This window comes from Pseudomonas sp. SA233, from assembly GCF_054792385.1.
Map to the genome: position 1 here is coordinate 4,229,528 of NZ_CP096449.1, position 12,558 is coordinate 4,242,085.

General features: G+C 63.1%; 13 protein-coding genes and 1 pseudogene. 6 read left to right on the plus strand and 8 right to left on the minus strand.

Going from position 1 to position 12,558, the window contains the following annotated elements; all coding sequences use genetic code 11:
- The first annotated feature begins 56 nt into the window (after positions 1–56).
- Positions 57–1,229, plus strand: coding sequence for an MFS transporter (locus M1D87_RS19520; protein WP_123083767.1), 1,173 nt, complete (start codon positions 57–59; stop codon positions 1,227–1,229).
- A 65-nt stretch (positions 1,230–1,294) separates the two neighbouring features.
- On the opposite strand, the gene M1D87_RS19525 is transcribed toward M1D87_RS19520, so the two are convergent.
- From M1D87_RS19525 to M1D87_RS19535, 3 genes and pseudogenes are all read right to left on the minus strand, one after another.
- Positions 1,295–2,221 (minus strand): DMT family transporter, encoded by a 927-nt coding sequence (locus M1D87_RS19525; protein WP_013973697.1) that lies wholly within the window; start codon positions 2,219–2,221, stop codon positions 1,295–1,297.
- A 107-nt stretch (positions 2,222–2,328) separates the two neighbouring features.
- Positions 2,329–2,724, minus strand: a complete 396-nt coding sequence (locus tag M1D87_RS19530; protein ID WP_003259068.1) for a hypothetical protein — start codon at positions 2,722–2,724, stop codon at positions 2,329–2,331.
- Between the two features lie 77 nt (positions 2,725–2,801).
- Positions 2,802–2,909: pseudogene (locus tag M1D87_RS19535) on the minus strand (BrnA antitoxin family protein); the annotation flags it as partial.
- A gap of 119 nt (positions 2,910–3,028) precedes the next feature.
- Between M1D87_RS19535 and M1D87_RS19540 the strand changes: the two are divergent.
- Complete coding sequence (locus M1D87_RS19540; protein ID WP_013973700.1) at positions 3,029–3,301, plus strand: hypothetical protein; 273 nt, start codon at positions 3,029–3,031, stop codon at positions 3,299–3,301.
- Between the two features lie 125 nt (positions 3,302–3,426).
- Here M1D87_RS19540 and M1D87_RS19545 read toward each other — a convergent pair whose 3' ends face one another.
- Entirely contained in the window at positions 3,427–4,788 is a 1,362-nt protein-coding gene (locus tag M1D87_RS19545) for a DEAD/DEAH box helicase (protein ID WP_123083768.1), read from the minus strand.
- A gap of 103 nt (positions 4,789–4,891) precedes the next feature.
- Between M1D87_RS19545 and M1D87_RS19550 the strand changes: the two genes are divergently transcribed.
- A complete protein-coding gene (locus tag M1D87_RS19550; RefSeq protein ID WP_023660848.1) occupies positions 4,892–6,193 on the plus strand; it encodes a mechanosensitive ion channel family protein in 1,302 nt (433 codons plus the stop codon).
- A 311-nt stretch (positions 6,194–6,504) separates the two neighbouring features.
- On the opposite strand, the gene M1D87_RS19555 is transcribed toward M1D87_RS19550, so the two are convergent.
- From M1D87_RS19555 to M1D87_RS19570, 4 genes are all read right to left on the minus strand, one after another.
- Positions 6,505–7,881: a purine-cytosine permease family protein gene (locus tag M1D87_RS19555; protein WP_123083769.1), complete on the minus strand. Its 1,377-nt coding sequence runs from the start codon at positions 7,879–7,881 to the stop codon at positions 6,505–6,507.
- Positions 7,882–7,953: 72 nt separating this feature from the next.
- A complete protein-coding gene (locus M1D87_RS19560) occupies positions 7,954–8,835 on the minus strand; it encodes a carboxylate/amino acid/amine transporter (protein ID WP_085589145.1) in 882 nt (293 codons plus the stop codon).
- Positions 8,836–9,122: 287 nt separating this feature from the next.
- Entirely contained in the window at positions 9,123–9,722 is a 600-nt protein-coding gene (locus M1D87_RS19565; RefSeq protein ID WP_013973705.1) for an FMN-dependent NADH-azoreductase, read from the minus strand.
- A 109-nt stretch (positions 9,723–9,831) separates the two neighbouring features.
- Positions 9,832–10,146, minus strand: a complete 315-nt coding sequence (locus M1D87_RS19570; RefSeq protein WP_123083770.1) for a 3-phosphoglycerate kinase — start codon at positions 10,144–10,146, stop codon at positions 9,832–9,834.
- Positions 10,147–10,194: 48 nt separating this feature from the next.
- Between M1D87_RS19570 and M1D87_RS19575 the strand changes: the two genes are divergently transcribed.
- Genes M1D87_RS19575 through M1D87_RS19585 form a run of 3 tightly spaced genes read left to right on the plus strand, consistent with a single transcriptional unit; the run spans position 10,195 to position 12,495 of the window.
- Positions 10,195–11,118, plus strand: a complete 924-nt coding sequence (locus M1D87_RS19575; RefSeq protein ID WP_009683100.1) for a LysR family transcriptional regulator — start codon at positions 10,195–10,197, stop codon at positions 11,116–11,118.
- A 13-nt stretch (positions 11,119–11,131) separates the two neighbouring features.
- The gene (locus M1D87_RS19580; RefSeq protein ID WP_123083771.1) at positions 11,132–11,944 is read left to right on the plus strand and encodes an alpha/beta fold hydrolase; all 813 of its coding nucleotides are present in this window, start codon (positions 11,132–11,134) and stop codon (positions 11,942–11,944) included.
- The gene (locus M1D87_RS19585; protein WP_123083772.1) at positions 11,938–12,495 is read left to right on the plus strand and encodes a peptidylprolyl isomerase; all 558 of its coding nucleotides are present in this window, start codon (positions 11,938–11,940) and stop codon (positions 12,493–12,495) included. Before M1D87_RS19580 ends, M1D87_RS19585 begins: the two co-directional genes overlap by 7 nt.
- The last annotated feature ends 63 nt before the right edge of the window (positions 12,496–12,558 follow it).

Here is a 12,558-nt window from a genome sequence, read left to right on the forward strand (position 1 = left end):
AAAAGAAACCGCCCTAACCTGCCAGCCATCGCTTACATCCGTGCAGGAGACTTGTCATGTCGCCACTCATTCAACTGCTGGCCAGCGCCGTGGCGCTGATGATGGCCATGGGCATCGGCCGTTTCGCCCTGACCCCGCAGCTGCCGCAACTGATCGCCGAAGGCCAGTTCGACCTGACGGTCGCCGGGCTGGTGGCCGCGGCCAACTACCTGGGTTACTTCATCGGCGCGGTCGATGCCATGTTCGCCCGCTCGCCGGGCCAGGTGCGCCTGCGCCTGCACGGTGGGCTGTGGCTGTGCGTACTGCTGACTCTGGCCTCATGGGCCGCAGACGGGTTCTGGAGCCACCTGCTGCTGCGCTTCGGCACCGGCGTGGCCAGCGCCTGGGTGCTGGTGATGATCACCAGCCTCAGCCAACAGGTGGCCAATGCCGACAACCGCCAGCGCCTGGGTGCCCTGGTGTTCGCGGGGCCCGGCCTGGGCATTGCGCTGACTGGTTTGCTGGCGCTGGTGGCGCATTTGTGGGGGCTCGGCTCGGCAGCGCTGTGGCTGATCTATGCCATGGCCGCGCTGGTGATGCTGCTGGCGGTGCGGCCTTGGCTGCCCAGGGCGCTGCAAGCCGCGCCGGTATCGCCCGCTATACACCTGGGCCCGACCCGCAGTGTCGGCATCGGTCGCCTGGGGCTGGTATATGCGCTGTATGGCGTAGGTTACATCCTGCCGGCCACCTTCCTGTCGCAGATGGCCAACCAGCAGTTCCACGGGCAGTGGCTCGCAGACCTGTTCTGGCCGGCATTCGGCCTGGCGGCGGCGCTGGGGGTTCTGCTCGTGAGCCTGCGGCGTGGCGGCCGAACCGCGACCTGGCTCACCGCCACCCTGTGGCTGCAGGGGCTGGGTGTGCTGGCCTGCCTGATGGGCGGAGGTGTCGGGCTGGCGTTGGGCGTGGTGCTGTGTGGCGGGCCGTTCCTGGCCTGCATGCAACTGGTGATGCAACGTTCGCGGGAGCTGGCGCCGCATGCCACGCAGCGCAATGCCGGGCTGCTGACAGCCTGTTTTGCCCTGGGGCAGTTGAGTGGGCCGCTGCTGGCTGCGGTCAGCAGCCATTACAGCGGCGGGCTGCAGCCGGCGCTGATGGTGGCTGCGGGTGGGTTGGTGGTGGCTGGGGGGCTGGTGCTGTTTGGCAGCGCTGCACAGCAGGGCAGCGCCTGTCAGGCCAAGGCAGCATCCTGAATCATGGTTGCCTGTGCCGGCCTCTTCGCGGGTAAACCCGCGAAGAGGCCGTAACAGGCTAAACCTCACCCCACAAACTTACGCAACTGCTGCTTAACCCAAGGCTCGGCACTCACCAGAACCACCCCCAGCAGCACCATCAACGCGCCAACCACAAAGTTCAGGCTCAGCGGCTCATCCAGCAACAACACGCCGAAGGTCACCCCGAACAGCGGGGTGATGAACGAGAACACTGCCAGGTTCGACGCCAGGTATTTGCGCAGCAACCAAAACCAGGTCAGGTAGCTGATGAACGACACCACAATCCCCTGGAACAGCACGCTGCCCATCGCCAGCGGGGTCAGCGTCACCGCGCCGATCTGGCCGCTGAGCAAGGCAATCAGCAGCAACCCGGCAAAGCCCACCGCCAGCTGATAGAACAGGGTCAGGGTCGCCGGTGCTTCCGACAGCCGCGAGCAGCGCACCACCACCGTAGTCGCTCCCCAGGCCAGCCCGGCGATCACGCCAAAGGCATCCCCCAGCAGAGTGCGGCCATCCATGTGCTCGAACGACATACCGCCGGCAAACGCCATGGCAATGCCGCCGAACGCCAGCAGGATCCCAAGCCATTGCAGCAGCCGCAGGCGTTCGCTGGGCAGCCTGAAATGCAGGCCCAACGCGGTAAACACCGGCGCTGTATAGAGGAACACCGACATGTGCGCCGCCGACGTCAGCTTCAGCCCCTCGGCAATGAACAGGAACTCCAGGCCGAACAATCCGCCCGCCACCACCCCGGCACGCCAGGTGCTGCCGACCTGCTCCCAACCCCCGCGCCAGCACAGCATCAGGCCCACCAGCACGGCGGCGATACCGTTGCGCAAGGCCGCCTGCATCACCGGCGCGATATCAATGGCGGCAGTCTTGATCAGGACCTGCTGGCAGCCCCAGATCAGGCACAGCCCCAGCATCACCTGGAAGGCAAAGGCATCAGGGTTCTTGCGGGCCGCGCTCATGAGCGGGCCTCTGCGATGGTCATTGGCATGGGCGAGGGCTCGGCAGTTATTCAGGAACTACCGATTATCGGGTTTCCATGGCCGCCCTTGCCAGCCTCAAAACGACCTCAGGCGATCTGTGCCTTCGCCGACACCTGCTCGAAGGTGGTTTCATCCAGCGCATCCTCCTGCTCGTCCAGCACCTGGCGCGGGTGCTCGAAGCCGGGGATGCTGCTGTCGATCAGGCTCATCAACCGCGAGCCTCGTTCGGTCAGCACGAAATTCTCGCCATTACCGCCATCTTCTTCGGGTCGGGTTTCGATGAAACCACGCTCGAACAACAGCTTCTCGTATTCGCAGGCACGGGTTTTCAGGTGGTCCAGGTCGCCCACCGGCTCCCCCTTGGCAGCCAGTGCCGCAGCGTGCTGCTCGGCATAGGGGCGTGGCGTGAAGCTGTGACCGGCGCCGTTCTGCACCTCGTGCAGCAAACGCTCGATCAGGTCCCAGTCGTAGGCGATGCTCATGGCTACGGGCTCCTGCTGTGGACGGAAGGGGTACACAGGTTGGGACCTGCCGAGGTTGCCCGGCGTTCCGAAATATCTCAGCGCTGGCGTTTTTGCGCTTGCATGTACTGACGCAGCAACTGGTTGATCCGGGTCTGGTAGCCGCTACCCTGCTCTTTGAACCAGGCGAGGACATCGGAATCGAGGCTAGGTCAGATGCCCAGCTGGGGACAGGCTGACCATGAAGTGCCACCGGTCGAAGGCGCTGAACTAACGGCCAGGCACATGCCTCCACCGGGCATCACCACCGCCGGAGGTAGGAAGGATGAAACTGCTGCTGCCCATTGCCTGTGCTACTGCCCTGTCCTGCGCCCTGCCCGCCTGGGCCTGCACACCGGAAGAAGCAACGCAGAAACGCGAAGAGCTGGCCGGGTTGGTCACCCAGTTGACCGAGCAGAACCCGCAGAAGGCCAAGGAGATCAATGACGAGCTTCAAGGGATGGAGCTTGGGACGGCGAGCAAGGATTTGCCCGACAAGTGTCAGCTGATCGACAAGCGGATCAAGGAGTTGAAAGAGGCGGAGAAAAAGGCTGAATAGTTGTCGCCTGTGCTGGCCTCTTCGCGGGTAAACCCGCTCCCACAGGGATCGCACAGGCCTGGAAGCCTGTGGGGTCGCTGTGGGAGCGGGTTCACCCGCGAAGAAACTAACACCGTTACCGAGCGTTACTCAGCCGCAGGCTTGCGCTTCTTCAGCGGCGCCAGGCCGTCAGCACTGGCCAGCGGTGCATTGGCCTTCGGCTTGGCGGTTGGCTTGCGCTTGGCGGCCACCTTCTTGTCACCGGTCTTCTTCTCGACCTTTTTCTTCTTGCTGCCAGCCGCCTTGCCCGAGGCCTTGACCTTCTTAGGCCCGTTGTAGGTGCCCTTCACTTCCTTGATCACCCGGCGCTCGAACTGCTGCTTGAGGTAGCGCTCGATGCTCGACATCAGGTTCCAGTCGTTGTGGGTGATCAGCGAGATCGCCAGGCCTTCGCCACCGGCACGACCGGTACGGCCCACGCGGTGCACGTATTCGTCACCGCTGCGCGGCATGTCGAAGTTGATCACCAGGTCCAGGCCGTCGATGTCCAGGCCACGGGCCGCAACGTCGGTAGCCACCAGCACCTTGGAGCTGCCCTGCTTGAAGCGGTCCAGGGCCAGCTTGCGGTCCTTCTGGTCCTTCTCGCCGTGCAGCACGAAGGCCTTCACGTCCTTGGCCACCAGGTGGCCGTAGATGCGGTCGGCCAGGGCGCGGGTGTTGGTGAAGATGATCGCCTTGTCGAAGGTTTCGTTGGCCAGCAGCCACTGCACGATCTGCTCTTTGTGCTGGTCGTGGTCGGCGGTGATGATCTGCTGGCGAGTGCCTTCGGCCAGCTGCGAGACACTGTTGAGCATCAGGTGCTCTGGGTCTTTCAGCACCTTGCCGATGATGTCGCGCAAAGCCGCACCACCGGTGGTGGCGGAGAACAGCAGGGTCTGCTGGCGGTTCTCGCACTCCTTGCACAGGCGCTCCATGTCTTCGGCAAAGCCCATGTCGAGCATGCGGTCGGCTTCGTCGAGGATCAGCACCTGCACGTGGGACAGGTCGAGGTTGCCCGCATTGAGCTGCTCGAGCAGGCGGCCCGGGGTGCCGATCAGCACATCCGGCACCTTGCGCAGCATGGCGGCCTGTTCCTTGAAGTCTTCACCGCCGGTAACCAGGCCCGACTTGATGTAGGTGAACTGCGAGAACAGCTGTACCTGCTTGAGGGTCTGCTGGGCCAGTTCACGGGTCGGCAGCAGGATCAGCGCGCGGATCTCGACGCGGCGTTCGCGCAGGTCGACCAGGCGGTTGAGCAACGGCAGCACGAAGGCCGCGGTCTTGCCGCTGCCGGTCTGCGCGGTCACGCGCAGGTCACGCCCTTGCAGGGCCAGGGGGATGGCCGCGGCCTGCACCGGGGTTGGCTCGACAAAGTTAAGCTCGGCCACGGCTTTAAGCAGGCGTTCATGCAGGGCGAATTGGGAGAACACGGAGGTAACCTCAGGCAAGTGCGGAAAATTCAGTTGCATAGGGTAACGTTTTCTGCCGCCTTAGCCGAATTTCTTTTGGCAACTTTGTCGCCATCCGCGCTCTAATGGCGCTTCGTTTGGCAACAAGACTGTACGCAAGCCCATGGATATCCAACGAATCTGGCGCGACTCCCTCGACCTGTGGGGCACCCTTGACCAACATCCGATGCTGCACGCGGCCATCGGCCTGGCGGTGCTGCTGCTGGTTTCCCTGGTCATCGGCCGCCTGGCACGCTTCCTGGTGTTGCACGGCGCCCGCCTGCTGGCCCGCCAGCCAGCGCTGAAGTGGCTGGACGACCTGCGCAACAACAAGGTGTTCCACCGCCTGGCACAGACCACGCCGTCACTGGTGCTGCAGTTCGGCCTGAAACTGGTGCCCGAGCTGTCCGACACCGCCCAGCACTTCCTCGGCAATGTCGCCCTGGCCTTTACCCTGCTGTTCATGACCATGGCGCTGTCGTGCCTGCTGGATGCCCTGCTCGACATCTACGCCCGCACCGAACACGCCCGCACCCGCTCGATCAAGGGTTACGTGCAACTGGCCAAGATGATGCTGTGGATCTTCGCCTCCATCGTCATCGTCGCCACCCTGATTGACCGCTCGCCACTGTTGCTGCTGTCGGGTCTGGGTGCCATGTCGGCGGTGCTGCTGTTGGTGTACAAGGACACCCTGCTGTCGTTCGTCGCCAGTGTGCAGCTGACCAGCAACGACATGCTGCACGTGGGCGACTGGATCGAAATGCCCCAGGTGGGCGCCGATGGCGATGTGGTGGACATCACCCTGCACACCGTGAAAGTGCAAAACTTCGACAAGACCATTGTCTCCATCCCCACCTGGCGCCTGATGAGCGAGTCGTTCCGCAACTACCGCGGCATGCAGCAGTCCGGTGGCCGACGCATCAAGCGCAGCCTGTTCATCGACGCGGCCGGCGTGCGGTTCCTGACTCGCGAGGAAGAACAGCGGCTGAGCCAGGTGCACTTGCTGGCCGACTACCTGGCCGGCAAGCGCCAGGAGCTGCAGCGCTGGAACGAGGCCATGGGGCCGGTGGCCGAGCTGTCGGCCAACCGCCGCAAGCTGACCAACATCGGCACCTTCCGGGCGTTTGCCCTGGCCTACCTGAAAAACCACCCCAACGTGCACCCGAACATGACCTGCATGGTGCGGCAGATGCAGACCACCGCCGAGGGCGTGCCGCTGGAGATCTACTGCTTTACCACCACCACGGTGTGGGCGGATTACGAGCGGATTCAGGGGGATATCTTCGACTACCTGCTGGCGGTGTTGCCGGAGTTTGGCTTGAGCCTGTATCAGCAGCCGAGTGGCAACGACATGCGGGCGGGGTTGAGCGGGCGTGTATCGCAAGAGCCTGTGCCGCGTCGGCTGGAAGACATGAGCGAGGCTTGATATTGCCGGGGCTGCTTCGCAGCCCATCGCCTGCAAGCCAGCTCCCACAGAGCTCACGCAGATCGTGAGATCTTCGTTGTATCTGTGGGAGCGGCTTTAGCCGCGAAGAATCCAACGCGGTGCATGGCACCGGCTGCGCCGGTGTTCGCGGCTAAAGCCGCTCCCACAGGGCCCCTGCTAATTCAATGAGTTATGTGCAGTTCGATGAGAGCTGGCTTGCCGACGATGGGCCGCAAAGCGGCCCCAAATTGTTTGACTGACAGGCATTACGAGGGTGGTGTTTAAGCAGCCCTTTTCGTGTAAGGGCCGAGTCAGGGGTGCGCATTCATGGTTGTCGAAAGCCGGTTGCTCCCGCGCCCATGGACCATGCAATACAGCGCACCGGCCAGGATCAACCCCATCGCCCAACTGATGTCCGCCCCCAGCCACTCGGCCACGAAGCCCGTGTAGAACGACAGCTTCATGAACGGGATGGTACCGATGATCGACACGGCGTACACCGCCAGGCTTCGACGATTGAAGCAGCCATAACGCCCCTTGGAGTCATACAGCGCCCCCACATCATAGTGGCCTCGGCATACCCAGTAGTAATCCACCAGGTTGATCGCGCTCCATGGGATCAACAGGTACAGCTGGCCGATCAGGATGTCGGCAAAGAACGTATCGAAATTGTACTGGGTGGCGATGGCGATCACCGTTGCCGCTGCGGTCAGCCCAGCCATTACCAAGGCCTTGGCCGTCGCGGTCACGCGCCGGATGGACTTGAAGGCACCAAAGATCGTGACCGACGACATGTAGGCGCTGTACAGGCACAGCACGTTGTACTGGATCACCCCCAGCGCTATCACTGCCAGCGCCAACGGCGCGCACGGGCCGAACAACGCGGCAATGGCTGTGGCCGGGTCATGCCCCAGTGCCGAGGGCAATTCCACCGCCACCAACGCGCCCAGTGCCATCATGGCGAAGGAGCCCAGCGCACAACCGCAATAGGTGGCCCAGAACGTGGCGCGTGGGTTGACGTTGGCCGGCAGGTAGCGCGAGTAATCGGCTACATAGGGGCCATACCCCAGCGTCCAGGAGGCCGACTGTGCCACGATCAGGTTGAAGGCGGTGAACGAGAAGCCGGTACTCACTGCCGTTGTGGTTGCCATGTCGCCGGGGTGCAGCAGGATCAGCACCAGGGCGCCGGCAAAAACCAGTGTGGACAACAGGCTCATCCACGCGCCCAGGCGGTGGATCAGCTCGTAGCCGACAAAGCCGATGACAAAGGTCAGCAAGCCGACCACCACGATCGCCTGGTCATCGCTCATGGGCACCAGCGCCTGCAAGGCACTGCGCATCAGCACGCCGCTGGCGGCGAGGAACAGGACTGCGGCCGTGACCATCACCAGCAGAGGGAGCGCGGCACCATGGACACCGAACTGGGCCCGGCTCTGGATCATCTGTGGCACGCCCAGGTGAGGCCCCTGGGCAGAGTGCGCGGCCATGAACACGGTACCGATGAGGTTGCCGACCAACAGGCCCAACAAGGTCCAGCCTAGGCTTAGCCCCGATGCAATGCCCAGGGTGCCGACCATCAGCGCGGTTATCTGGAAGTTGGAGCTGAACCAGATAGTGAACAATCGTTTAGGCGTGCCATAACGCTCTGCGTGTGGGACAAATTCGATACTTCGCGTTTCTAGCTTCACGCCGGTCTCCCGATTTTGTTTTCCTGATTATCGGGTAGGGACCGGCGGAATTTGGGTTCAGTAACGAACGTGTCATAGCTGACTGCGCCATGGCTTGCTTGATAACGTCAGGGTACCCAGGCGGCTCATCCACACCGACGCCAGGATCACCGCCGCGCCGATGAACAGCCTGCCCAATGGCTCGTCCTGGTTCCAGATCAGCAAATTGAGCAGCAACCCTACCGGCACATGCAGGTTGTTCATCACCGCCAGCGTCCCGCCCGAAACCATGCAGGCGCCCTTGTTCCACCAGTACAGCCCCAGCGCCGTCGGGCACAGGCCCAGGAACAGCAGCACCAGCCACTGCACATCAGTGGTCGGCAGGTGCTGGGCGTTGCCAAACAGCAGGAAGGCCGGCAATACCACGATCAACGCGCCCAGGTAGAAGTAGCCAAAGCGCTTGTAGTGCGGCAGGTCACTCGGGTGGCGTGCAACCAGATGGCGGTACAGCACCTGGCCGGCGGCGTAGGTGAAGTTGGCCAGTTGCAGCAGCAGGAAGCCGATGAAGAACTCGCCGCTGATGGTGTCGAAGCGGATCACCGCCGCGCCGGCCACCGCCACCAGCGCTGCCAGCAGGGCCCACGGGTTGAAGCGCCGGTTCATGGCGTCTTCGATCAGCGTCACGTGCAACGGCGTGAGAATGGTGAACAGCAGCACCTCCGGCACGGTGAGCACGCGAAAGCTCAGGTACAGGCAGACGTAGGTGATGCCGTACTGCAGCGCGCCGATCAGCAGCATCGAGCGCATGAAGCGCGGCTCGACCTGGCGCCAGCGGGTCAGCGGCAGGAACACCAGGCCAGCCAGCACCACGCGCGCGAGCACGGCAAAGTAGCTGTCGACGTGCCCGGCCAGGTACTCGCCGATCAGGCTGAAGGAAAACGCCTGGATCAGCGCGACGATTATCAGGTAGCCCATGGTTGCCTCTCGTGGATCAAGGCCGCGACCTTAGCGGGTTGCGGCAAATGAGTTCAACCATGAGGAATGTAAGGGCTGTGCCGGCCTCTTCGCGGGTAAACCCGCTCCCACAGGGACACCACAGGCCTCAGGTGCCGTGATATCCCTGTGGGAGCGGGTTTACCCGCGAAGAGGCCGGCACAGGCACCCATGAAATTCCAGGCATAAAAAAAAGCCCGGCCATGCAGGCCGGGCAGGTACACCCAAAGGAGCAAAAACAGGTGTCAGGGTTGGGAATTCGCTAAGCCTCAGGCCACCGCCGCCAGCTTGGCCTTGGCCTGGTTCACGCCCTTCTCGTGGAAGTCAGCGCTCATGTTCAGGCCTTCGGCATGGATGAAGTCGACATCGTGAATGCCGATGAAGGCCATGACCTGGCGCAGGTACGGTTCCTGGTGGTCGCTGGTGGCACCGGCGTGGATGCCGCCACGGGCAGTCAGGACGATGGCGCGCTTGCCGGTCAGCAAGCCCTGCGGGCCGGTGGGGGTGTACTTGAAGGTGATGCCGGCACGCAGCACATGGTCCAGCCAGGCCTTCAGGGTGCTGGGGATGGTGAAGTTGTACATCGGCGCAGCCATCACCAGCACGTCGGCGGCGAGCAGTTCATCGGTCAGTTCGTTGGAGCGGGCCAAGGCGTCCAGTTCGGCAGCACTGCGCTGTTCTTCGGGCTTCATCCAGCCACCCAGCAGGTTGGCGTCCAGGTGGGGCACCGGGTTCACGGCCAGGTCGCGCACACTGATCTGATCGGCCGGGTGGGCGGCCTGCCACTGCTGGATGAAATCACGGGTCAGCTGACGGGAAACGGAATCCTGCTGGCGGGCGCTGCTTTCGATGATCAGTACGCGGGACATGGGGTGCCTCCATCGGCAAAAAGGGTTGCGATTCGATGGAGGTGAGATTACGGGTTGACCTATCGATAAAAAAGCGTAAAAAATGGGTTCAATCTATCGATTTATCAGTTTATTCTGCACTACAGTTCAAGGCGATCCGTAATTTGATGATCTGCCGGTTGAACTTGGCAGTGACATCGACGCTTTTACCGGCCGGTACGCTCACCCGGCGCACCCGTGGTGCCTCGGGGCCATTGCGGAAAGTCACCTTGCACGCGGCCGGTACCTGCCCATAGTTGTTGAGGGTGATGGCGCCAATGTCATAGGCCGTGTCATAGGCGGTGTAATCGAGCTTTACCCCGGTCAGTTCCTTCTCAACGTCGATGGGATAAGCCATGGCCCCGAGGGGCAGGCACATCAGTATTGCCGCACAACATTTCTTCATGGGCCGCTCTCCTTGAAAGAGCGCAGCTTAGGACAACAGGAGCGAAAGATGAAAGCGCCGCGCGTAACCCTTGACCAGTGGCGAACCCTGCAGGCAGTGGTCGATCACGGTGGGTTTGCCCAGGCCGCCGAGGCACTGCACCGCTCGCAGTCATCGGTCAGCTACACCGTGGCCCGCATGCAGGAGCAACTGGGCGTGCCGCTGCTGCGCATCGACGGCCGCAAGGCGGTGCTCACCGAGGCCGGCAGTGTGCTGCTGCGCCGTTCGCGCCACCTGGTCAAGCAGGCCAGCCAGCTCGAAGACCTTGCCCACCACATGGAACAGGGCTGGGAGGCCGAGGTACGCCTGGTGGTCGATGCCGCCTATCCCAGCGCCCGCCTGGTCCGCGCCCTGGCCGCATTCATGCCGCAGAGCCGTGGCTGCCGGGTGCGCCTGCGTGAAGAAGTGCTGTCTGGCGTCGAGGAAGTGATGCACGAAGGCATCGCCGACCTGGCCATCAGCAGCTACAGCATCGGCGGCTACCTGGGCGCCGAACTGAGCGCGGTGGAGTTCGTCGCTGTCGCCCACCCCGAACACAGCCTGCACCGCCTGGGCCGCGAACTGACCTTCCAGGACCTGGAGAGCCAGTTGCAGGTGGTAATCCGCGACTCCGGCCGCGCCCAGCCGCGCGATGTCGGCTGGCTGGGTGCCGAGCAACGCTGGACCGTCGGCAGCCTGGGCACCGCCGCTACCTTTGTCAGCAGTGGCCTGGGCTTTGCCTGGCTGCCCCGCCACATGATCGAGCGCGAGCTGCGCGAAGGCGTGCTCAAGCCGTTGCCGCTGGATCAGGGTGGCAGCCGCCACCCACTGTTCTACCTTTATTCGAGCAAAGAGAAGACCTTGGGCCCGGCTACGCAGATTCTCATCGACCTGCTGCGCAATTTCGACACCGCGCCACTGGACGTGCCCTTCGCAGCCCCCCCGCAAGCCTGAGAGGACCGCGCCCATGGCCTATTTCGAACACGAAGGATGCACACTGCATTACGAGGAATACGGCCAGGGCGAACCCCTGGTATTGCTGCATGGCCTGGGCTCCAGCTGCCAGGACTGGGAGCTGCAGGTGCCGGTGCTCAGCCGCCACTACCGGGTAATCCTCATGGACATCCGCGGCCACGGCCGCTCCGACAAGCCACGCGACGGCTACCAGATTGCCACTTTCAGTGCCGACCTGCTGGCCCTGCTCGAACACCTGCACACCGGCCCCGTGCACATCGTCGGCCTGTCCATGGGTGGCATGGTCGCCTTCCAGTTCGCTGTCGACCACCCGCAGTGGCTGCGCAGCCTGTGCATCGTCAACAGCGCCCCCGAGGTCAAGCGCCGCACCCGCAGTGACTGGGCATGGTGGCTCAAGCGCTGGGGCCTGGCGCGCCTGCTCAGTGTCGAAACCGTCGGCAAGGGCCTGGCTGAGCGGCTGTTTCCCAAACCGCAGCAGGCCGAACTGCGGCACAAGATGGCCCAGCGCTGGGCACGCAACGACAAGCGCGCCTACCTTAAGAGTTTCGACGCCATCGTCGACTGGGGCGTGCAGGAACGCATCGGCCAGATCCACTGTCCTACCCTGGTGATCGCCGCCGACCACGATTACACCCCGATACAACTGAAAGAACGCTACGTCGCCCTGATGCCCCACGCCAGGCTGGTGGTCATCGACGATTCCCGGCACGCTACACCCCTCGACCAACCCGAGGTCTTCAACCAGACCCTGCTGCAGTTCCTTGCAGCCGCTTCCACCTCTCAAGGATCTTTGAGCCCATGCTGAAAAAACTCCTGCTCACCGCCTGCTCGGTCGCCTTCGCCACCAGCGTCATGGCCTCCGACAAGACCCCGCACGTACTGCTGGACACCAGCTTCGGCCAGGTCGAAATCGAGCTGAACGCCGAGAAGGCACCGATCAGTACCAAGAACTTCCTCGAATACGTCGACAGCGGCTTCTACAACAACACCATCTTCCACCGTGTAATTCCGGGCTTCATGGTCCAGGGCGGAGGCTTCACCGACCAGATGGTGCAGAAGAACACCCGAGCCCCGATCACCAACGAAGCCGGCAACGGCCTGCAGAACACCCGTGGCACGCTGTCCATGGCCCGTACCCAGGACCCGAACTCGGCCACCAGCCAGTTCTTCATCAACGTGGCCGACAACGACTTCCTCAACCCTGGGCGTGACCGTGGCTATGCCGTATTCGGCAAAGTGACCAAAGGCATGGAGGTGGTAGACCAGATCGTCAATTCACCGACCACCGTCAAGAAAGGCATGCGCGATGTGCCGGCCGATCCGGTCTACATCAAGTCGGCCAAACGCATCGACTGACCGCAGGCTTCACAGGGACGTGAAACCGCCTGAGGGTCGGATGAAACAGGAGTGTCGTCACCC